Origin of the sequence: Streptomyces buecherae, assembly GCF_014295035.1 — a bacterium.
GTDB classification, from domain to species: domain Bacteria; phylum Actinomycetota; class Actinomycetes; order Streptomycetales; family Streptomycetaceae; genus Streptomyces; species Streptomyces youssoufiensis.
Window position 1 is genome coordinate 202182 of record NZ_CP060404.1, and the last position, 24307, is coordinate 226488.

At 74.4% G+C, this 24307-nt stretch carries 2 protein-coding genes; both read right to left on the bottom strand.

The window, feature by feature from the left end:
- Positions 1-9: 9 nt before the first annotated feature.
- On the bottom strand, positions 10-12090 hold the full coding sequence (locus H7H31_RS00700) for an SDR family NAD(P)-dependent oxidoreductase (protein ID WP_408647999.1): 12081 nt from the start codon (positions 12088-12090) through the stop codon (positions 10-12).
- A 14-nt stretch (positions 12091-12104) separates the two neighbouring features.
- Entirely contained in the window at positions 12105-24266 is a 12162-nt protein-coding gene (locus tag H7H31_RS33560) for a type I polyketide synthase (protein WP_187117709.1), read from the bottom strand.
- Positions 24267-24307 lie beyond the last annotated feature (41 nt).

Below are 24307 nucleotides of genomic sequence, written 5' to 3' on the forward strand. Positions count from 1 at the left end.
CCCGTGCATTCAGGACACGCCAAGTTCGTTGTCGATAAAGTCGAGGACCTGGTCCGCTGACGCGGAGTCCAGTCGCTCCACGGCGCTGCCCTCGTGCGCGGGCTTGCGTGCCGCCTTCCACTTCGCCAGCAGGCTCTCCAGCCGAGCCGTCACCGCACCGGAATCGCCGTCCTCCAGATCAAGCTGTATCAAGGTGCTCTCAAGCCGGGCCAAATCGTTGAGCACCGGATCGACGGCGTCCGGTCCGCTGGCCGGTGCCCCCGCGGGCGCGATCCGCTGGAGCAGGAACTCCGCCAGCGCGGTGGGCTCGGGGTGGTCGAAGACGAGGGCGGCGGGCAGCCGCAGGCCGGTGGCGGCTGCCAGGCGGTTGCGCAGTTCCACCGCCGTCAGCGAGTCGAAGCCGAGGTCCTTGAAGTTGGCCTCGGCGTGGACCGCGTCCGCGTCGGCGTGCCCGAGCACGGTGGCCGCGTTGCCGCGCACCAGGGTGACCAGGGTGCGTAGCTGCTCGTCGGGGGAGAGTCCGGCCAGTCGGCTCGCCCAGTTCTCGGGTTGGCCGCCGCCGGTCGTCGCGGTGCGCCGGGCGCGGGCGCTGCCGCCGCTGGTGGCCACGAGGGTGCGCAGCGAGGCGGGCAGGGTGTCGGCGGGTTGCGCGGCCAGGGCCCGGGGGTTGATGTCGGCGGCTACCAGGTGGTGGCCGCCGTGTTGGATGGCCGCGTCCAGCAGGCTCAGGGCGTGCTCGCTGGTCATGGCGCCGATGCCGGAGCGGGCCATGCGGGCCAGGTCCGCGTCGGCCAGGTTGCCGGTCATGCCGCTGGCGTTGGCCCACAGGCCCCAGGCGATGGAGACGCCGGGCAGGCCGAGCGCCTGTCGGTGGGCGGCCAGCGCGTCGCAGAACGCGTTGGCGGCGGCGTAGTTGGCCTGCCCCGGGCTGCCGAGGGTGGCGGCCGACGAGGAGAAGAGGACGAACATGCCGAGCCGCAGGTCCCTGGTCGCGGCGTGCAGGTGGGCGGCGGCCGTGGCCTTGGCCGCCCACACCCGGGCCAGTCCGTCCGGGGTCTGCGAGGTGAGGACCGCGTCGTCGAGGACGCCCGCGGTGTGGATGACGCCGGTGAGGGGGTGGGCCGGGTCGACGCCGGCGACGAGGTCCTGGACGGTTGCCCAGTCCGTCACGTCGGCCGCCACCACCCGGGCCGAGGCGCCGGCGGCGGCCAACCGCTCGACCAGTTCGCCGGCGCCCGGCGCCTCCGGGCCACTACGGCTGACCAGCAACAGGTGCCGAGCCCGACCCGTACGCGCCAGATGCTCCGCGACGAGGGCGCCGAGGGTGCCGGTGCCACCGGTGATCAGGACCGTGCCCTCGGGGTCAACGGTGGCCGGCACGTCCAACACCAGCTTGCCCGTGTGCTTGGCCTGGCTCAAATGCCGCAACGCCTGCCGCGCCCGCGCCAACGGCCACACCCGCGACGGCAACGGGGACAGCACACCGCGGCTGAACAGGTCGCTGAGGGTGGCCAGCATCTGCCCGATGAGCTCCGGGCCCGCGTCGGTGACCAGGTCGTAGACCTGGTAACGGGTTCCGGGGTACGCGGCCGATACGGCCTCCGGGTCGCGGATGTCGGTCTTGCCCATCTCCAGCAGACGCCCGCCGTCGGCAAGCAGCCGCAGCGAGGCATCCACGAACTCGCCGGCCAGACTGTTCAGGACGACATCGACACCCCGACCACCCGTCGCGTCCCGGATCGTGGACTCGAAGTCCAACGACCGCGAGTTAGCACGATGCGCCGCGTCAATACCCATCCCCGCCAACACCTCGTGCTTGCCAGGACTGGCCGTCGCGTACACCTCCGCCCCCACATGCCGCGCCACCTGCACCGCCGCCATCCCCACCCCACCAGCCGCCGCGTGCACCAACACCGACTCACCCGCGGCCAACCCACCCAACTCCACCAACCCGTACCAGGCCGTGAGGAAGACCGTGGGGACGGCAGCCGCCTCGTGGAAGGTCCAACCCTCGGGCATCGGCGCCACCATGCGGGCGTCGGTCAGGGCGATCGGCCCGAAGGCGCGGTCGAAGATGCCCAGCACCCGGTCGCCGACAGCGACGTGGGTGACACCGGCACCGACGGCCGTCACGATGCCCGCGCCCTCACCGCCGAGCCCCACCTGCCCCGGGACCATGCCCAGGCTCAGCAGGGCGTCCCGGAAGTTGACGCCGGCGGCGCGCACTTCGACGAGCACCTGACCCGGGGCCAACGGCTCAAGGATCTCCGGGCAGGGCACCGGAACGACGTTGTCGACGGTGGCCGCGCCCTGGAGCTCCAGGCGCCAGGCCCGCTCCCCGACCGGTCCGACGATCCCGCCCCCGTCCGCGCCCGAGCGCACCAGACGGGGCACCAGGACCCGCCCGGTACGCAGCGCCACCTGCGGTTCGTCGACCGTGACGGCCAGCGCCACGGCCTGCGCGACATCGGCGCCGTCGAGTGCCGGCGCGTCCGCGCTCTCGGCCACGGGGTCGAGGTCGAGCAGCAGGAAGCGCCCGGGGTTCTCCGCCTGCGCGCTGCGCATCAGGCCCCACGCGCCGGCGGCCGGCAGCCGCACCCAGGCGTCGGTGACGGCGCCGTCGTCGGGCAGCTCCGCCGCCGGAACGGCTCCACGGGTGACGACGACGAGCCTGGCGTCGGCCAGCCGCGGTTCGGCCAGCCACTCCTGCGCTTGGCGCAGCAACCACTCCGCCACGACCCGCCCCGCGTCGGCCGCGTCCTCCTCCGCGTCGCCGCCCACCACCGGGAGCAGCGCGACGGAGGGCACCGGCGCGCCGTCGTCCAGGGCGGTGACCAGCGAGGCCACGTCGGCGAAGGGCTGCGGAGCGCCGTCGGACAGGCGCGCGTCGCGCAGCCCGTACGGATCGTCGTGGCCCAACACGGCCCAGGCGCCACCGGGCACGTCGGACGCGGGCGCAGCGAGGTGGGTCCACTCCAGCGCGAACAGGCCGTCCGCGCCCTGGCCACCCACGGCCCGCAACTGGTCGGCGGTGGCGGCCCGCATCGCCAGCGACTCCACCGTCAGCACCGGCGCGCCGACCGCGTCGACCACGGTCACCCGCAGTCCCCGCTCGTCCGTCGCCACCTGCGGGTTCGGGGAGATGCGCACGCGTACAGTGGCGGCCTGCGCGGCCCACAGGGTCACGCCGTGCCAGGCGTACGGCAGCCAGACGCGCTCGGCCGCGGCCTCGGACCGCGCGTCCGGTGCGAGCAACAGTGCCGCGTGCAGCGAGGCATCGAGGAGGGCCGGGTGGATGCCGAACCCGTCCCGCTCCCCCGCCGCCTCGGGCAACTCCACCTCCGCGTACACGTCCTCGCCGTCGCGCCAGGCGGCCCGCAGCCCCTGGAACGCCGGGCCGTAGGCGTAACCCTCCGCGCCCACCCGGTCGTAGAACCCTTCGACGTCCATCGGCTCCGCGCCGGCCGGCGGCCAGGCACCGCCCAGCCCGGCGGGCTGCTCGGCGTCCTGCGGGGGCGGGCTCAGCACGCCCTCCGCATGGCACACCCAGTCCGTGTCAGCGCCGAGGTCGGCGTCGCGATCGGGCCGGGAGTAGATCCGTACGTCGCGGCGCCCGTCGTCGAGGGCCGCGCTGACGGTGAGCTGGATGCGGAGGCCGCCGCTGGCCGGCAGCACCAGCGGCACCTGGAGCGACAACTCCTCCACACCCGCGCAGCCCGCCTCGTCGGCGGCGCGCAGCGCCCACTCGGCCAACGCCGCGCCCGGCAGCAACGTCGACCCGGCCACCACGTGCTGCGCCAACCAGTCTCGATCGGCGCTCCCCGGCGCGACTCGCCCGGTCAGCAGCAACCCGCCGTCGGCCAGCGCCACGGCGGCGAGCAGCAGCGCGTGCTCGACGCGCTGCAAGCCGGCGGCCCCCACATCCCCGACCCTGTCGCCCAGGATCAGCCAGTAGCGCTCGCCCTGGAAGGCGTACGTCGGCAGGTCGACGGTACGCGGCGGCGGGTCGGCCGGGAACCAGTGCGCCCAGTCCACCTCGGCCCCCGCGACGTGCAACCTGCCCAGCGCCTGGGCGAACGCCTGCGCCTCCGGTTGCTTGCGGGACAGCGCCGCGACGGTCAACGGTTGCGCGCCACCCGCCGCGTCCGCCTCGCCGTCCCCCTGGTCCAGGGTGTGTTGGGTGGCGGTGGTGAGGGTGGGGTCGGGTCCGAGTTCGAGGTAGGTGTGGGTGGTGGGGGCGGTGTGGGTGATGGCTTGGTGGAAGTGGACGGGTTGGCGGATGTGTTGGGCCCAGTAGGTGGGGGTGGTGATGAAGTCCGGGTCGGCGGGTTGGCCGGTGAGGTTGCTGATCAGGGGGATGGTGGGCGCGTGGAAGGTGAGGGTGCTGAGGGCTTGGGTGAAGGCGTCGAGGATGGGGTCCATCTGGGCTGAGTGGAAGGCATGGCTGACGGCCAGCGAACGCGCCTTACGCCCTTGCTCGGCCCAGTGGGTGCGGATGGTTTCGACGGCTTCGGTGGGCCCGGAGATGACGGTGTTTCCCGGGGTGTTGAGGGCCGCGATGCTGACCTGATTCTCGTACGCGGTGAGGTGGGGTTGGAGTTCTTCGGGGGTGGCGTTGAGGGTGGCCATGGCGCCACCGGTGGGCAGGGTGCCCATGAGGGTGGCGCGTTGGGCGACCAGGTGACAGGCGTCGGGGAGGTCGAGGATGCCGGCGATGTGGGCTGCGGCGACTTCGCCGATGGAGTGTCCGATCACCGCGTCTGGTCGTACGCCCAGCGTCTCCAGCAGTCGTGCCATCGCGACCTGGAGCGCGAACAACCCGGCCTGTGCGTAGGTGGTGTGATCCAGAAGGCCGTCAGGCCCGCCGGTGAAGACCACCTCCCGCAGGGGGTGGTCCAGGTAAGGGTCGAGGAGGTCGCAGACCTGGTCGAAGGTCTCGGCGTAGGCGAGGAAGCGGTCGTAGAGTTCGCGTCCCATGCCCGGGCGCTGACTGCCCTGGCCACTGAACAGGAACACCGTGTCGCCGGTGGTGGGCCGGGGGGTGGGCGTGATGAGCGCGGGGTGGGTGTCGCCCTCGGCGAGCGCGCGCAGGCTGGCCAGGAGCGCATCGCGGTCCTCACCCACGACAACGGCCCGGTGCTCGAAGAGCGTGCGGGTGGTCAGCAGGGACCAACCCACTTCGGTGGGGGTGAGGTCGGGTGTGGTCGTCAAGTGGTCGGCGAGGGCCGCCGCCTGGCCACGCAACGCCTCGGGGTCGCGGGCTGACAACAGCCAGGGCAGCGGGCCCTCGGCTTCCGGCCCGGCGTCGGGTTCCGGCAGGTCGGGGGCCTGTTCCAGGATGACGTGGGCGTTGGTGCCCGAGGCGCCGAAGGACGATACGCCCACCCGTCGCGGGTGGGCATGTTGCGGCCACCGCACCGGTTCCGTGAGCAGCCGCACGGCGCCGGCTTCCCAGTCCACGTGGGGGGTGGGCTCGTCGATGTGCAAGGAGGGCGGGAGTACGCCGTGTTGCATGGCCTTGACCATCTTGATGACGCCGGCCACACCGGCTGCCGCCTGGGTGTGTCCGATGTTGGACTTGATGGAGCCCAGCCACAGCGGTTCGGTTCCCTGGCGCTCCTGGCCGTACGTCGCGAGGAGAGCCTGTGCCTCGATCGGGTCGCCGAGGGTGGTTCCCGTGCCGTGTGCCTCCACGGCGTCCACCTCGGCCGGGGAGACGCCCGCGTTGGCCAACGCCTGTCGAATGACACGCTGTTGGGACGGGCCGTTGGGAGCGGTCAGGCCGTTGGACGCGCCGTCCTGGTTCACCGCGGAGCCCCGTACCACCGCCAGGACGCGGTGCCCGTTGCGGCGCGCGTCCGACAGTCGCTCCAGCAGCAGCACTCCCACGCCCTCGCCCCAGCCGGTGCCGTCGGCCGCCGCGGCGAACGGCTTGCACCGCCCGTCGGGGGCCAGGCCGCGCTGCCGCGAGAAGCCCGTGAACACCTCCGGGGTCGCCATTACCGTCACGCCACCCGCCAACGCCAGGGTGCACTCACCCTGGCGCAGTGCCTGGGCGGCCAGGTGCATCGCCACCAGCGACGACGAGCACGCGGTGTCGACGGTCACGGCCGGTCCCTCAAGGCCCAGCGCGTAGGCGACGCGTCCCGAGACGACGCTGCCCGAGCCGGCCAGCATCGCGTAACCTTCCAGCTTCGCGTCCCCCGCCCTCGACAGGCCCGCGGCGTAGTCGTGGTACATGACGCCCGCGTACACACCCGTCGCGGAGCCCTTGAGCGACGCCGGGTCGATGCCGGCCCGCTCCAACACCTCCCAGGACGCCTCCAACAGCAACCGCTGTTGCGGGTCGGTGGCCAGCGCTTCTCGCGGGTTCACCCCGAAGAACCCCGCGTCGAAGCGGTCCGCGTCGTACAGGAACGCGCCCTGCCGCGCGTAGCTCGTCCCCGGGTGGTCAGGGTCCGAGTGGAACAGCCCGGCCAGGTCCCAGCCCCGGGTCTCCGGGAACTCTCCCAGCACCGCGCGCCCGCCGGCCACCACGTCCCACAGGCCCTCCGGCGAGTTCGCGCCTCCCGGGAAGCGGCACGCCATCCCGACGATGGCCACCGGTTCGTCCGAGCCCGCCACGTCCAACACCCGCGCTGGCCCGGCCGTCTCGCCGCCGAGTCGTGCGAGGACGAAATCCGCCAGCGCGCGCGGCGTCGGGTAGTCGAAGACCATCGTCGCCGGCAGCCGCAAGCCGCTGGCCGCCGACAGGCGATTGCGCAGTTCCACCGCCGTCAGCGAGTCGAAGCCCAACTCCTTGAACGTCGCCCCGGCCCGCACGTCGGACGCGGACGCGAAGCCCAGGACCACCGCGACGGCCTCGCGGACCACACCCACCACCGCGTCGAGCCGCTCGGCCGCGTCCAAGCCAGCCAGCCGCGACGCCAGGGCCGGCCCCTGGGCGTCGGCGTCGGCGGCCCTGCGGCGGGTGCGGGCGACCAGCCCGCGCAGCACGGAGGGCACGTCGTCGGCCCGGGAGAGCGCGCCGAGGTCCAGGTCCACGGCGACCGGCTGCGGGTCGGCGAGACCACAGGCCGCGTCGAAGAGTCGCAGCGCGTGCTCGCTGGGCATCGCGCGGATGCCGGAGCGCGTCATGCGCGCCAGGTCGGCTTCGGTCAGATGGCCGGTCATGCCGCTGGCGTCGGCCCACAGGCCCCAGGCGATGGAGGCGCCGGGCAGCCCACGGCCGCGGCGGTGCGCGGCCAGCGCGTCGCAGAAGGCGTTGGCCGCCGCGTAGTTCCCCTGCCCGGCGCTGCCGAAAGCGGCCGCGGCCGAGGAGAAGGTGACGAAGAGGCCCAGGTCCAGCCCCTCGGTGGCGGCGTGCAGATGCGCCGCCACCGCGGCCTTCGCCGCCCACACCGGCGCCAACCGTTCCGGAGTCAGCGAGGTCAGCACCGCATCGTCCAGGACGCCCGCCGCGTGCACCACACCGGTCAACGGGTGCTCGGGGTCCACTCCGGCGATCAGTTCGGCCACGTCGTCGGCGCGGGTCACGTCGGATGCGACGATACGTACGGTGGCGCCCAACTCCGCTAGCCGGGGCGTGAGTTCGTCGGCGCCGGGGGCCTCGGTGCCGCGCCGGCTGGCGAGTACGAGATGCCTCACCCGCCAGTTCCGTACCAGGTGCTCGGCCACCAGGCCACCCAGCATCCCGGTGCCGCCGACGATCACGACCGTGCCCTCGGGGTCGAGCGGAGGGTGAGCCGCTGTGCGCGCCTCGCCCCGCGCCCGTGCCAGCCGCGGCACCAGCACCCGGCCGCCCCGCAGGGCGACCTGTGCCTCATCGACGGCCAGCGCCGCCCACAGCCCGTCCGCCACGCTCCCGACACCCGGCTCGGTGTCCGGCTCGGTGTCCGTCGGCTCCAGGTCGAGCAGGAGGAAGCGCCCCGGGTTCTCCGACTCGGCGCTGCGCACCAGACCCCACACGCCCGCGCCGGACGCCGCCACGTCCACGCCCGGCCCGTCCGTCGCGCCGGCTTCGCCGGCCGCCACCGCGCCGCGCGTCACCACCACCAGCCGCGCGTCCGCCCACCGTGGCTCCGCCAACCAACCCTGCACCAACCCCAACACACCCTCGACCGCCCGCAGCCCAGCAGCCGCCGGCCCCACGCCATCCTCCGGGCGCACGCCCACCAACACCACCGACGGCACCGAGCCGCCCTCCCCCACCGACGCCGCCAGCGCCTCGAGGTCGCTCCACACCCGACCCGAGCCCGGCAGCGCGTCGGCCAGCCCCCACACGTCGGGGCCCACGACCGCCCAGTCAGCCGGCCCGGCAGTCGCACCGGTGTACCGTACGCCTTCGAGCGCCGGGACCCACTCCATGGTGAACAACCCGTCGGCCGCGCGCTCGGCGGCTCCCAACTGGTCGGCCGCGGCCGGCCGGGTGACCACCGAGTCCACCGTGAGTACGGGGGCTCCGACGGCATCGGCCACGGTCACCCGCACGGCGCGTTCGTCGGCTGCGTCCTGCTGGTACGCGGTGAGCCTGACCCGGACCGTGCCGGCCTCGGCGGCCCACAGCGCCACCCCGTTCCACGCGAACGGCAGCCACACCTGGCCCTCCCCGGCAGCCGCGGGGTCGGGCTCGGTCAACAACAGCGCGGGCTGTAGGGCGGCGTCGAGCAGGGCGGGATGGATGCCGTAACCGGCCCGCTCCCCCGCCGCGTCGGGCAACTCCACCTCGGCGTACACGTCGGACTCGTGCCGCCAGGCCGCCCGCAACCCTTGGAAGGCCGGCCCGTACCCGTAGCCGGCGGCGGTGGTCCGGTCGTAGAACTCCGAGAGGTCCACCGGGTCAGCCCCGGCCGGCGGCCAGGTGCCGGAGAGTTCCCCGGCCCGCTCGGCGTCCGTCGCGGGCGGGCTCAGCACGCCTTCGGCATGGCACACCCAGTCCTCGTCGGCCGCGTCCCGCTCCGGGTGCGAGTAGACCCGCACATCGCGCCGCCCGTCATCGCTGGCGGCCCCGACAACCACCTGTACGCGTACCGCCCCGGTCGCCGGCAACGCCAGCGGCACCTGGAGCGCCAGCTCTTCGACGCCACCACAGCCCACCTCGTCGGCCGCCCGCAACGCCCACTCCACCAGCGCCGCACCCGGCACCAGGATCGTGCCACCCACCACGTGCTCCGCGAGCCAGGAGTGTGTCTGGGCCGACAGTCGCCCGGTGAGCAGGTGCACGCTCCCGTCGGCGATCTCGACCGCGGCCCCGAGCAGCGGATGCCCCGGCGCGGTCAACCCCAGGTGTGTGGGGTCGCCACCGTGCCCACCGGTTCCGTGCATCCAGTAGCGCTGACGTTGGAAGGCGTAGGTGGGCAGGTCCACGACGCGGGGCGTGGGGTCGCTGGGGAACCAGCGCGTCCAGTCCACCGGGGCCCCGGCGGCGAAAGCCGCCGCCACGGACTGCGCCAACTGTTCCAATCCGCCGTGTTCGCGGCGGAGGGTTGGTACCGCGACAGCCTCCACCCCCGCCTCGTCGAAGGCTTCCTGGAGTCCGACGGTCAGGACGGGGTGGGTGCTGGCTTCGATGAACACGCGGTGGCCATCAGCCAGGAGGCGGCGTACGGCGTCGGCGAAACGGACCTGCTCGCGCAGGTTGGTCACCCAGTACGCGGTGTCCAGGGCGCTGGTGTCGATACGCTCAGCCGTGACGGTGGAGTAGAACGCCACCTCACCCTGGATCGGGCTGATACCGGCCAACACCTCGTGCAACTCATCGGCGATCTCATCAACCTGTGCGCTGTGGGAGGCGTAATCCACGTCGATCAACCGGGCCCTGCCGCCTGATTCTTCCAGTGCGGAGACGGCATGTTGGACCTGCTCGGGCGGGCCGGAAACGACCGCCGACCCTGGCCCGTTGACGGCCGCGATGCCCACGCCTGCCGCGCTGTCGCCAAGCCCGGCCAGGAACTCCTCGGCCTTGTCCTGACTCAACGCCAACGAAGCCATCGCGCCGCCACCAGCAAGTCGGCGCAACGCCTTGCTCCGCAACGCCACCACCTTCGCGCCGTCCTCCAAGGACAGCGCACCCGCGACGACAGCAGCCGCGATCTCACCCTGACTGTGACCCACCACAGCGGCAGGCGTCACACCCTGATCAGCCCATACGGCAGCAAGCGAGACCATGACCGCCCACAGCACCGGCTGGACCACATCCACCCGACCCAGGTCAGCGGCGTCCACCCCGCCCCGCAACGCCTCGGCGAGCGACCACTCCACGTACGGCGCGAGCGCCCGCTCACACTCACCCACCCGCGCCGCGAACACCGGAGACGACTCCAACAACCCCGCCCCCATCCCCACCCACTGCGAACCCTGACCCGGAAACACCAACACCGGACCCACACCGGTCGGTGTGGTGGGGCGGCCGGGATCCACGACGTGGGCGTGGGGCTCGCCGGCGGCCAGGGAGGTGAGGCCGGCGAGGAGGTCGTCGCGGGTTTGGCCGGTCACGACGGCGCGGCGGTCGAGTGTGGTGCGGGTGGTGGTCAGGGACCAGCCCACGTCGGTGGGGGTCAGTTCGGGCTGCGCCGTCAGGCGGGCGATCAGGGCCTGGGCCTGTGCGCGCAGGGCGTCGTCGCTGTGGGCCGAGATCACCCAGGGCACCACGGCGCCCGTGGCCGGCGTCGGATCGGCCGGGGTGGTCGCGGGGTCGTCGTGGGTGGGCTCGGGGGCCTGTTCCAGGATCAGGTGGGCGTTGGTACCGGAGATGCCGAAGGCGGAGACGCCGGCCCGACGGGGGCGCCCGGGGTGCCAGTCGACGGGCTCGGTCAGCAGGCGTACGCCGCCGCCGCTCCAGTCGACGTGCGGGGTGGGCTCGTCGATGTGCAGGGAGGCCGGCAGGACGCCGTGCTGCATGGCCAGCACCATCTTGATGACGCTGGCGACGCCGGACGCGCCCTGGGTGTGTCCGATGTTGGACTTGGCCGAGCCGAGCCACAGTGGCTGGTCGTCCGGGCGGTCCTGGCCGTAGGTGGCGAGGAGGGCGTCGGCCTCGATGGGGTCGCCGAGCGTGGTGCCGGTGCCGTGTGCTTCGACGGCGTCCACCTCGGAGGTGGAGAGTTCGGCGTTGGCCAGCGCCTGGCGGATGACGCGCTGCTGGGACGGCCCGTTGGGGGCGGTGAGCCCGTTGCTGGCGCCGTCCTGGTTGACCGCCGAGCCACGGAGCACGGCCAGCACGCGGTGGCCGTTGCGGCGGGCGTCGGACAGCCGTTCCAGGAGCACCATGCCGGCGCCCTCGGAGAAACCGGTGCCGTCGGCCGCGGCGGCGAACGGCTTGCACCGGCCGTCGGGGGCCAGGCCGCGCTGGCGCGAGAACTCGGTGAACAGGTTGGCGTTGGGCATGACCGTGACGCCGCCGGCCAGCGCGAGCGTGCACTCCCCCTGGCGCAGCGACTGGGCCGCCAGGTGCATGGCCACCAGGGACGAGGAGCAGGCCGTGTCCACGGTGACCGCGGGGCCCTCCAGGCCCAGGGTGAAGGCGACGCGGCCCGATACGACGCTGAGCGTGTTGCCGGTGAGCAGGTAACCCTCGGCGCTGCGCTCGATGTGCGGGGTGCCGAAGCCGAGGATGCCGGCGCCGGCGTACACGCCGGTGGGTGTGCCCTTGAGCGTGGCGGCGTCGATGCCGGCGCGTTCCAGGGTCTCCCAGGCGACTTCGAGCAGCAGTCGCTGCTGGGGGTCCATGGCCAGCGCCTCGCGCGGGCTGATGCCGAAGAAGGGGGCGTCGAACTGGTCGGCGCCGTCCAGGAATCCGCCGCGGCGGACGTAGCTGGTGCCGGGGTGGTCGGGGTCGGGGTGGTACAGGCTTTCCAGGTCCCAGCCTCGGTTGGTGGGGAACTCGCCGATGGCGTCGCCGCCCGTGGCGACCAGTTCCCAGAAGTCCTCCGGCGAGTCGATGCCGCCCGGGAAACGGCAGGCCATGCTGACCACGGCGATCGGCTCGTTGAGGCGCTCCTCCACGTCGCGCAGCCGCTGCCGGGTCTCGCCCAGGTCGACCGTGACCCGCTTCAGGTACTGGCGGAGCTTGTCTTCCGTGTCCGACATCAGTTCTTGCTCCTCCATCAGGGCAGTTCGCGGTCGATCAGGGCGAACATCTCGTCGTCCGACGCGGTGTCGAGGTCGCTGAAGTCGCGTCCGCCGGTGCGCTCGCTGGTCCGTTCGTTGACCTTGCTGAGCAGCCCGGTCAGGCGCTTGGTGACGCGTTGGCGGCCCTCGTCGTCCAGGGTCAGAGCGCCGAGGGTGTGTTCCAGTCGGGCCAGTTCGCCCAGTACGGGGTCTGCCGCGTCCGGCCCGGGGGCCTCGGCCTCGCCGGGGGCGACGCGTTGCAGCAGGTGATCGGCGAGTACGGTCGCCTCGGGGTAGTCGAAGACGAGGGCGGCGGGCAGCCGCAGGCCGGTGGCGGCCGACAGGCGGTTGCGTAGTTCCACCGCGGTCAGCGAGTCGAACCCGAGTTCCTTGAAGCTGGCGTCGGCGGGTACCGCGTCCACGTCGGGGTGGCCGAGCACGGTCGCGGCGTGCGTGCGGACCAGGGTGAGCAGCGTGCGGTGTTGTTCGGCCGCGGTCAGCCCGGCGAGGCGGGCGGCCCAGTCGACGGTGTGTGACGCGCTCGTGGCGCTGGCCGTGCGGCGCTGTCGGCGGCTCGTCGTGGCCGGGCTGGTCAGGCCGCGCAGGGGGGCGGCCAGGGTGTCGCTCGGCTGGGCCGACAGGGTGCGCGGGTCGAGGTCCGCGGCGATCAGGTGGGGTGCGCCGTGTTGGGTGGCGGCGTCGAGGAGGGTGAGGCCGTGGGTGGTGGTGAGGGCGCCCACGCCCGAGCGTGCCATGCGGGCCAGGTCCGCGGCGTCGAGGTGGCCGGTCATGCCGCTGGCGTCGGCCCACAGGCCCCAGGCGATGGACACGCCGGGCAGACCGAGGTCGCGGCGGTGGGCGACGAGCGCGTCGCAGAAGGCGTTGGCGGCCGAGTAGTTGGCCTGGCCGGGGCCGCCCAGGGTGCCCGCGGCCGAGGAGAAGACGACGAACATGCCGAGTCGCAGGTCCTTCGTCGCGGCGTGCAGGTGGGCCGCGCCCGTCGCCTTGGCCTGCCACACCCTGGCCAGCCGCTGCGGTGTCTGGGCGGCGAGTACGGCGTCGTCCAGGACTCCGGTGGCGTGGATGACGCCGGTGAGTGGGTGGGCCGGGTCGATGTCGGCGATGAGGTCGCGGACGGCTGCCGCGTCGGTGACGTCGGCACCGGCGACGCGCACGTCGGCACCGAGGCCGGCGAGGTGGTCGGCGAGTTCGTCGGCGCCGGGTGCCTCGGCCCCGCGGCGGCTCACCAGGAGCAGGTGGCGCAGGCCCCAGGTGCGTACCAGGTGTTCGGCGACCAGGGCGCCGAGGGTGCCGGTGCCGCCGGTGATCAGGACCGTGCCGTCGGGGTTCACCGCGGCGGGTACGTCGAGGACGAGCTTGCCGGTGTGCTTGGCCTGGCTGAGGTGGCGCAGCGCCTGCCGGGCCCGGGCCAGGGGCCACCGGCGGACCGGGGCGGGCCGCAGGTCGTGGGAGACCAGCAGGTCACGTACGGTGCGCAGGATCTGTCCGACGCGGTCGGGGCCCGCGTCGGGTACCAGGTCGAAGGCCCGGTAGCGCACGCCGGGGTGGGCGGCGGCGATGGCGCCTTGGTCGCGGATGTCGGTCTTGCCCATCTCGACGAACCGTCCGCCGTCGCCGAGCAGGCGCAGCGAGGCGTCCACGAACTCGCCGGCCAGGCTGTTGAGTACGACGTCGACGCCCCGCCCGCCGGTGGCCTCCCGGATCGTCGCCTCGAAGTCCAGGTCACGGGAGTTGGCCCGGTGGGCGGCGTCGACGCCCATCTCCTCCAGCACGCCGTGCTTGCCGGGGCTGGCCGTCGCGTACACCTCGGCGCCCAGGTGCCGCGCGATCTGCACGGCGGCCATGCCCACGCCGCCGGTGGCGGCGTGGATGAGTACCGATTCGCCCGGGGCCAGGCCGCCCAGGTCCACCAGGCCGTACCAGGCGGTGAGGAAGACGGTGGGCACGGCCGCGAGTTCGCGCGGGTCGAGCCCGTCCGGCAGCGGGGTGACGAGGCGGGCGTCGGCGATGGCGAGCGGCCCGAAGGCCCCTTCGAAGAGACCGAACACGGTGTCACCCACCGCCAGTTCGGTCACCCCGGGCCCGACCTCCCGTACGATGCCGGCGCCCTCGCTGCCCCGGAAGACGCCGTTGCCCGGGTACATGCCGAGGGCGATCAGCACGTCGCGGAAGTTGATGCCCGCGGTGTGCACCTCGATACGAACCTGGCCCTCGGCGAGCGGCTCCAGGGCCTCCGGGCAGGGGCGGGGGACGACGCTGTCGAGGGTGGCGGTGCCCTCGGACGCCAGCCGCCAGGCGGGGGCGGCGACCGGGGCGACGAGTTCGCCGCCGAGCGCGCCGGCCCGTCGCATGCGGGGCACCAGGACGCGGCCGGCGCGCACCGCGAGCTGCGGCTCGTCCAGGTCCACGGCGCGCAGCACGGCCTCCACCGGCGCCTTGGCGGGCCGCTCCGGCGCGGGGTCGAGGTCGAGGAGGACGAAGCGGCCCGGGTTCTCGGCCTCGGCGCTACGGATCAGGCCCCAGACGCCGGCCGCGGCCACGTCGGTGTCGCGGGTGGCCGGTGCGGCTCCCACGCGGCCGGGGTCGGCGTCGTCGGTGGTCACGGCGCCCCGGGTGACGACGATGAGCCGGGCGTCGTTGGTGCGGGGCTCGGCCAGCCAGTCGCGCGCCACGGCCAGCACGTGCTGGGCCAGGGCGAGGCCGACGCCGGCCGGGTCGTCGTGGGCCGTCTCGGTCGCGGGTGTGGTGCGTACGACGCTGAGCAGGGCGGTGGCCGGGGCGGGCGCGCCCGCGTCCAGGGCGACCGACAGCGCGGCGACATCCGGGTAGCTGGCGACGGTGGTGCCGTCCGGCACCGGGAGCCCGGCGAGTTGGAAGGCGTCGTCGCCGAGTACGGCCCAGCCGCCGGCGGCCGACCGCCGGGTGGGGGCGTCGGCGTTGGCCGACGCGGAGACGGGCGTCCACTCCAGCGTGTAGAGGCCGTCGACGCCGGGGGCGTCGGCGGCGCGGAGTTGGTCCGCGCGGGCGGGGCGCAGCACGAGGGCGTCGGCGCTGAGCACGGCTTGGCCCGCCGCGTCGGCCACCGCGACCCGCAGCGCGCGCTCGCCCGCGCTGTTCGACGGCAGCGGGGTGAGCCGGACGCGGAGCGTGCGGGCGTCGGCGGCCCACAGGGCGAGGCCCTGCCAGGAGAAGGGCAGCCACAACTGGTCGGCCGGGTCCGCCTCGGCGTCCGGGGTTTCGGCGGGCCAGTCGACGAGTCGGGCGGGGTGCAGGGCGGCGTCGAGGAGGGCCGGGTGGAGTCCGAAGCCGTCGGGGGCGCCGGCGGCGTCGGGCAGGGTGACCTCGGCGAGCACGTCGGGCCCGTGCCGCCAGGCGGCCCGCAGGCCCTGGAACGCCGGCCCGTAGGCGTAGCCGGCCGCGTTGACCTGCTCGTAGAAGGCGTCGACGGGCACGGGCTCGGCGCCGGCCGGGGGCCAGGTGGTGCCGAGGTCCGGGCCGGCGGGGGCCGCCGGGCCGAGGACGCCTTCGGCGTGGCGGGTCCAGGTGCCGGCGTCGTGGTCGGGGCGTGCGTAGACCCGTACCTCGCGCCGGCCGTCGTCCGCCGCGGCGTCGATGACGACCTGGACGCGGACGCCGCCGTCCGTGGGGAGCACCAGCGGCGCCTGGAGCGCCAGTTCCTCGACGCCGGCGCAGCCGGCCTCGTCGGCGGCGCGCAGCGCCCACTCGGCCAGCGCGGCGCCCGGCACCAGGACGGCTCCGGCCACCACGTGTTCGGCCAGCCAGGGGTGCGCGTGGGCGGTGACGCGGCCGGTGAGCACGTGGGTGCTGCCGTCGGCGAGTTCCATGGCCGCGCCGAGCAGGGGGTGGTCCGCGGTGGTCAGGCCCAGGTCGGCGGGGTCGGTGCCGCGGCCGGTGTCGCCGTCGAGCCAGTACCGCTCACGCTGGAAGGCGTACGTGGGCAGGCTGACGACGCGGGGTGTGGGGTCGGTGGCGAACCAGCGGGTCCAGTCCACCGCGACACCGGTCGTGAACGCCTGCGCGACCGCGCGCACGAGTTGGGCGGGGCCGCCCTGGTCGCGGCGGAGTGTGGGGACCGTGACGCCCGTGAGGCCGGCCTCTTCGAAGGCTTCCTGGAGCCCGACGGTGAGAACGGGGTGGGTGCTGGCCTCGATGAACACCCGGTGGCCCGCCGCGAGGAGCCGCCGCGCGGCGTCGGCGAAGCGGACCCGTTCGCGGAGGTTGGTCACCCAGTACGCGGCGGTCAGCTCGGTCGTGTCCAGGCGTTCGGCGGTGACGGTCGAGTAGAACGGCACGCTGGCCGGGCCGGGCTCGACGCCGGCGAGCAGGTCGCGGAGTTCGTCGGCGATCTCGTCGACCTGTGGGCTGTGCGAGGCGTAGTCCACGTCGATCAGCCGCGCCCGGCCGCCGCTCTCCTCGCAGTGGGTGACCGCGTGCCGTACCTGTTCGGCGGGGCCGGAGATGACGACGGAGCCGGGGCCGTTGACGGCGGCGATGCCCACGCCCGCCGTCGCCTCGCCCAGGTCGGCCAGGAGTTCGACGACCGCGTCCTCGCGCAGCGCGAGCGAGGCCATGGCGCCGCCGCCGGCGAGGCGGCGCAGCGCCTTGCTCCGCAACGCCACCACCTTCGCGCCGTCCTCCAAGGACAACGCACCGGCGACGACGGCAGCCGCGATCTCACCCTGGCTGTGACCCACCACGGCGGCGGGCGTCACACCCTGATCAACCCACACCGCAGCGAGGGAAACCATCACCGCCCACAACACCGGCTGCACCACATCAACCCGACCCAGCTCAGCGGCGTCCACACCACCGCGCAACACATCGGTCAGCGACCAGTCCACGTACGGCGCGAGCGCCCGCTCACACTCGGCCACCCGCGCCGCGAACACCGGCGAGGACTCCAACAACCCGGCTCCCATGCCCGCCCACTGCGAGCCCTGGCCCGGGAAGACGAGTACGGGGCCGCCGGCGGTGGCGCCGGTCGGGGGTGTGTCGGGGCCGATGACGCCGGGGTAGGTCTCGCCGGCGGCCAATGCCTGGAGGCCGACCAGGAGTTCGTCGCGGTCCTGGCCGACGATGACGGCGCGGTGCTCGAAGAGCGCGCGGGTGGTGGCCAGCGACCAGCCGATGTCGGCCAGGCCGAGTTCGGGGTCGGCGATCACCCGGCGGGCGAGTGCGGCGGCCTGGTCGCGCAGTGCCTGGGGGCCGCGTGCCGAGACGACCCAGGGCACGATGGCCTCGGCGGGGGCCTGGGCCTGGCCGGCTCCGCCGGCGGGGACGGGCTCGGTGGGCTGTCGCCGCGCCTCCAGCGGTGCCTGCTCCAGGATGATGTGGGCGTTGGTGCCGCTGATACCGAAGGACGACACGCCCGCGCGGCGCGGGCGCTCCCGGCCGGGCCACTCGACCTGCTCGGTCAGCACGCGGACACTGCCGGACTCCCAGTCGACGTGCGGCGACGGGGTGTCGACGTGCAGCGAGGCGGGCAGCACCCCGTGCCGCATGGCCTGCACCATCTTGATCACGCCGGCGACGCCGGCGGCGGCCTGGGTGTGGCCGATGTTGGACTTGACGGACCCCAGCCACAGGGGTTGGTCGTCGGGGCGGTCCTGGCCGTACGTGGCGAGAAGGGCCTGGGCCTCGATCGGGTCGCCCAGGGTGGTGCCGGTGCCGTGTGCCTCGACCGCGTCCACGTCGGCGGTGGTCAGGCCGGCGCTGGCCAGTGCCTGGGCGATGACGCGCTGTTGGGCGGGCCCGTTGGGGGCGGTGAGGCCGTTGCTGGCGCCGTCCTGGTTGATGGCCGAGCCGCGCACGACGGCCAGCGGGCGGTGCCCGTTGCGTCGGGCGTCCGAGAGCCGCTCCAGCAGGAGCAGGCCCACGCCCTCGCCCCAGCCGGTGCCGTCGGCGGCTGCCGAGAAGGGCTTGCAGCGGCCGTCGGCGGCCAAGCCGCGCTGCCGGGAGAACTCCACGAAGGTGTTGGGGGTGGCCATGACGGTGACGCCGCCGGCCAGGGCCAGGGTGCACTCGCCCTGGCGCAGCGCCTGGGCGGCCAGGTGCATGGCCACCAGCGAGGACGAGCAGGCGGTGTCCACGGTCAGCGCCGGGCCTTCGAGGCCGAAGGTGAAGGCGACACGACCGGAGGCGATGCTCGGGGTGCTGCCGGTCATCAGGCGGCCCTCGACGCCCTCGGGGGTGCGGCCGAGGAAGCGGCTGCCGTAGTCGTCGTACATCACGCCGGTGATGACCGCGCACCGGCTGCCGCGCACGCTGGCGGGGTCGATGCCGGCGGACTCGAAGGTCTGCCAGGCGGTCTCCAGGAGCAGCCGTTGCTGGGGGTCGGTGGCGACGGCCTCGCGCGGGCTGATGCCGAAGAACGCGGCGTCGAAGCGGTCGGCGTCGTGCAGGAAGCCGCCCTCGCTGGCGTAGCTGGTGCCGACGTGGTCGGGGTCCGGGTCGAAGAGTTCGCCCAGCGGCCAGCCCCGGCCGGTGGGGAAGGCGCCGATGGCGTCGGTGCCGGAGGAGACCAGGTCCCACAGGTCGTCGGGCGAGCCGACGCCGCCCGGGTACTGGCAGGCCATGCCGACGATGACGATCGGGTCGTCGTCGGTGACCGTCGGGGCCGGGGTGGGGGCCGGGCGCCTCGGGGCCGCGCCGACGAGTGCGTCGCGCAGGTGGCGGACGAGGGCGTCGGGGGTCGGGTAGTCGAAGATGACGGTGGCCGGGACCCGGATTCCGGTGCTGGCGCTGAGCCGGTTGCGCAGGTCGAGCGCGGTGAGCGAGTCGAAGCCCAGGTCCTGGAAGGCCCGGCCGAGGTCGATGGTCTCCGGCGCGGGGTGTGCGATGACCGTGCCGACCTGCTCCCGTACCAGGTCGGCGACCGCGGCCTCCTGTTCGGCTGGCGGCAGTCCGGCCAGTCGGGTGCTCCACGCGGCGGCGTCGGCCGGTGCCTGCCCGGCGCGGGGCGCGGCCGGCACCAGGCGGCGCAGCGCGGGTGGCAGCGGTCCGGTGTGGGCCTGGGCGCGCAGGACGGCCAGGTCGAAGCGGGCGGGGAGCACGGTGGCGTACGGGGTGGCGAGTGCCGCGTCGAACAGGGCGAGCGCCTGGTCCGGGGGGACGGGGGCGACGCCGGAGCGGGTCATGCGGGCCAGGTCGGCGTCGCTGAGGTGGTCGGTCATGCCGCCGGAGTGGCCCCACAGGCCCCAGGCGAGGGAGGTGGCGGCCTGGCCCTGGGCGCGGCGGTGTTCGGCGAGCGCGTTGAGGAAGGCGTTGGCCGCCGCGTAGTTGGCCTGGCCGGCGCTGCGGACCAGGGAGGCGGCGGAGGAGAAGACGGCGAAGACGGCGAGGTCCAGCTCGCGGGTGAGCTGGTGCAGGTGCCAGGCGGCGTCCAGCTTGGGGGCGAGTACGGCGTCGAGCCTGGCGGGGGTCAGCGCGCTGACCACGCCGTCGTCGAGGACGCCGGCGGTGTGGATGACGCCGGTCAGCGGGTGGGCCGGCGGGATGGTGTCGAGCAGGGCGCTCAGGGCTCGCGGGTCGCTGGTGTCGCAGGCGGCGATGGTGATCTGGGCCGGGTGTCCGGTCTGCTCGGCGAGGTCGGTCAGCTCGGCGGCGATTTCGGCGGCGCCGGGGGCTTCCTGACCGGTGCGGCTGACCAGCAGGAGGTGCCGGGCGTCGTGGGTGGTGAGCAGGTGGCGGGCGATCTGGCGGCCGAGCGCGCCGGTGCCGCCGGTGATGAGCACGGTGCCCCGCGGGTCGAGCGCCGGCGCGGCGGCCTGCGGGTCGGGGCGGAACCTGGCCAGTCGCGGCACGCGCAAGGTGCCGGCGCGTAGGGCGAGTTCCTCCTCGTCGCCCGCCAGGGCGGTGGCCACGGCGGCGGGCAGGGCCCGCTGGGACGCGGGGGTGTCGTCGGTGTCGAGCAGCAGGACGCGGCCGGGGTGCTCGGCCTGCGCGGAGCGGGCCAGGCCCCACAGGGACGCGCCGGCCAGGTCGGCGGGCGGTTCGCTGGCGTCGGTGCTGACCGCGCCGCGGGTGACGATGGCGAGCCGGGCGGCGGCCAACGTGTCGTCGGCGAGCCAGCCTTGGAGGTCGGCGAGGAGGCGGTGGGCGCTGCCGCGCACCTGGGCGGGTACGTCGTCACCGTCGGCCCGGTCGAGTGCGGCGAGCACGATCGTGTCCGGGGCGGCGGTGCCGGCGGCGACGGCCGCGCGCAGCTCGGCCAGGTCGCGGTGGGCGCTGACGCTGGCCGCGCCGCCGGTCGCGGCGGGCAGGCCGAGGTCGGATGCGCCGACGACGGCCCAGTGGCCGGTCGCCTCGGCTTGGTCGACGCCCTCCGCGTGGGCCTGCCAGTCGAGGCGGTAGAGCGTGTCGTCGACGGCGGCGCGGTGGGCCCGCCACTGCTCGGCGGGGATCTCCCGCACACCGAGGTGGCGCACGGTGGCGACGGGGGCGCCGCCGGTGTCGGTCAGCTCCAGGCTGACCTGGTCGGCAGCGGTCTGGGTGATGCGTACCCGCAGCCGGGTGGCGCCGGCGGCGTGCAGTCGTACGTCGCCGAAGGTGAAGGGCAGGCGCACGGTGCGCGGCGGCTGCTCCCCGGTGGGGTCGGTGGCCTGGTCGCGGCTGGTGCCCCACAACTCCTCGAGCGGGTGCAGGACGCTGTCCAGGAGGGCGGGGTGCAGTCCGTAGCCGGTGGCGTCGGCGCGCTGCTCGGTGCTCAGGCGCACGTCGGCGACGATGTCGTCCCCGTCCCGCCAGGCCGCGTGCAGGCCGCGGAACGCGGGCCCGTAGGCGTAACCCTGGTCGGTCAGGCGGGCGTACAGGTCGGCCACGTCGATGGGCTCGGCGCCGGTGGGTGGCCACGGCTTCGCCGGGTTGGTGCTGGTCGGCGCGGGGTGGGGCGGGGTGGCGTTGGCCGCCTCGGCGATGAGGCCGGCGGCGTGCTGGTGCCAGGAGTCGGGGCCGCTGCCTCCGGTGGCGTCGTCGTCGGCCGGCCGGGAGTGGATGGTGACCGTGCGGCGGCCGGTGGCGTCCGGGGCGCCGATGGCGAGTTGGACCTGCACCGCGCCGGTGGCGGGCAGGATGAGCGGCGCCTCCAGGGTGAGGTCCTCGACCAGGTCGCAGCCCGCCTGCGCGGCGCCCAGCAGGGCCAGTTCGAGGAAGGCGGTGCCGGGCAGTGGGACCGTTTCCTGGATGGCGTGGTCGGCCAGCCAGGGGTGGGTGTGCAGGGAGAGCCGCCCGGTGAGCAGGAGGCCGCCGTCGGCGGGCTCGACCAGGGCGCCGAGCAGGGGGTGCGCGGTGCTGCCGAGGCCGGCGGCGCGCACGTCGCCGGTGGTGGCGGGGATCGGCCGCCAGTAGCGCTGCCGCTGGAAGCGGTAGGTGGGCAGGGGCACCGTGCGGCCACCGCTGGGCACGGTGGCGCCGAAGTCGACGGTGGCGCCGTCGATGTGGGTGTGGGCGAGCGCGGTGAGCAGGGTGCGCGGCTCGTCGCGGTCCTTGCGCAGCACGGCGGCGAACACGGGCTCGTCCTGGCCCGTCTCGCCGTCGATGGCGGCCCGGGCCATGGTGCCGAGGACGGCGTCGGGGCCCAGTTCGAGGTAGCGGACGACGCCCTCGCCCTGGAGGGTGCGCAGGCCGTCGTGGAACCGTACGGGTTCGCGCACGTGGCGCACCCAGTACTCGGGGTCGGTCAGGTGCTCGGCGCCGACGAGTTCCCCGGTCAGGTTGGAGATCACCGGGATCTGCGGGGCGTGGTACGTCAGGCCGCTGGCGACCGCGCGGAAGTCGGCGAGCATCGGGTCCAGGCGGGGCGAGTGGAAGGCGTGGCTGACGCGCAACCGCTTGGTCTTGTGGCCCCGCTCGCGCAGGGTCGCGGCGATCTCGTGGACGACCTCCAGGTCGCCGGAGACGACGACGGCGGTGGGGCCGTTGATCGCGGCCAGCGCGGCCCGGTCGGTGTGTCCGGCGAGCAGTTCGCTCACCTGCTCCTCGGTGGCCTCGACGGCGATCATCGCGCCGCCGGCCGGCAGCGCCTGCATCAGCCGTCCCCTGGCGGCGACCAGCGTGCAGGCGTCGGCAAGCGACAGGACACCCGCGACGTGCGCGGCGACCAGTTCGCCCACGGAGTGCCCGGTGAGGTAGTCGGGGGTGACGCCGAAGGAGGTGACGAGCCGGTACAGCGCGGATTCCAGGGTGAACAGCGCCGCCTGGGTGATGCCCGTCTGGTGCAGGGGGTGGTCCTGGGCGCCGTCACCCTCGGGTCCGGCGGGTGTCTCGTCGGCGAAGAGGACCGGGCGCAGCGGGCGGTCGAGCAGCGGGTCGAAGTGGGCGCAGGCCGCGTCGACGGCGGCGGCGAACACCGGGTAGTGGTCGTAGAGTTCGCGTCCCATGCCCGGGTACTGACTGCCCTGCCCGGTGAACAGGAAGGCGGTCCCGCCGGGCCGCGCGGGCGACTCCGCTCGGAGCAGGCCGGGGTGTGAGCGGCCGTCGGCGAGCGCGCGCAGCGCATCGGTGAGCTGCTCGCGGTGTACGTCGATGAGCACGGCCCGGTGCTCGAAGGCGGAGCGGGTGGTGGCCAGCGACCAGCCGACGTCGGGCGCGGACAGGTCGGGGTGGGCGGTCAGGTGGGCGGCCAGCGCCTGGGCCTGGTCGCGCAGGGCTTGTTCGGTGCGGCCGGAGAGCGCCCAGGCCAGCGGGGCGCCGTCGAGCCGGGGCGCGGTGGGGGCGCTCTGGGGCTCGGCGGGCTCGGGGGCGGGCGGCTGTTCCAGGATCAGGTGGGCGTTGGTGCCCGAGATGCCGAAGGAGGAGACGGCCGCCCGGCGCGGGCGTTCGCCGCGTGGCCACGACACGGGCTCGGTGAGCAGGCGTACGGTGTCGCCGGACCAGTCCACGTGGGGCGTGGGCGCGTCGATGTGCAGGGTGCGCGGAAGCTCCTCGTGCCGCAACGCCATGATCATCTTGATGACGCCGGCGGCGCCGGCCGCGCCCTGGGTGTGTCCGATGTTGGACTTGACCGAGCCCAGCCACAGGGGCCGGTCCGCGGGGCGGTCGGGCCCGTAGGTGGTGAGCAGGGCGTGGGCCTCAATGGGGTCGCCGAGCCGGGTGCCGGTGCCGTGCGCCTCCACCGCGTCGATGTCGCCCGGCGCGAGCCTGGCGTTGGTCAGCGCCTGGCTGATGACCCGCTGCTGGGACGGCCCGTTGGGGGCGGTGAGACCGTTGCTCGCGCCGTCCTGGTTGACGGCGGAGCCACGGATCACGGCGAGCACCTCGTGCCCGTTGCGCCGGGCGTCGGAGAGCCGTTCGAGCAGCACTAGGCCCACGCCCTCGGAGAACGCGGTGCCGTCGGCCGCCGCGGCGAACGCCTTGCAGCGGCTGTCGGCGGCCAGGCCGCGCTGCCGGGCGAACTCGGTGAACACGTTGGGGATGCTCATCACCGTGACGCCGCCGGCCAGCGCGAGGGTGCACTCGCCCTGCCGCAGCGCCTGCGCGGCGAGGTGCATGGCCACCAACGACGAGGAGCACGCGGTGTCCACCGTCACCGCCGGACCTTCGAGGCCCAGGGTGTAGGCGACCCGCCCGGACAGCACGCTCGGCGCGTTGCCGGTGACGAGGTAGCCCTCGACGTCCTTCTCGATGTGCGGGGTGCCGAAGCCGGGCAGGGCGACGCCCGCGTACACGCCGGTGGGTGAGCCCTTGAGCGTCTGCGGGTCGATGCCGGCCCGCTCGAACAGCTCCCACGACGTTTCCAGGAGCAGCCGCTGCTGCGGGTCGATCGCCAACGCCTCGCGCGGGCTGATGCCGAAGAACTCCGGGTCGAATTCGGCCGCGTCGTAGAGGAATCCGCCCTGCCTGGCATAGCTCGTACCGGCGTGGTCCGGGTCCGGGTGGAAAAGGCCGTCCAGGTCCCAGCCGCGGTCGGTGGGGAATTCCCCGATCGCGTTCTCCGCGGCCCGCACCAGGCGCCACAGGTCCTCCGGTGACGCGACCCCGCCCGGATAGCGGCAGGCCATGCTGACCACGGCCACCGGCTCCTGGGACCGCTCCTCCACCTCGCGCAGGCGAGTGCGCGTGCTGTGCAGGTCACTGGTCACCCGGCGCAGATAGTCGACCAGCTTCTCTTCATTCACCACGGAGGGTCACCCGGCTTTCAGCGATATGCGCGCCCAAGTAA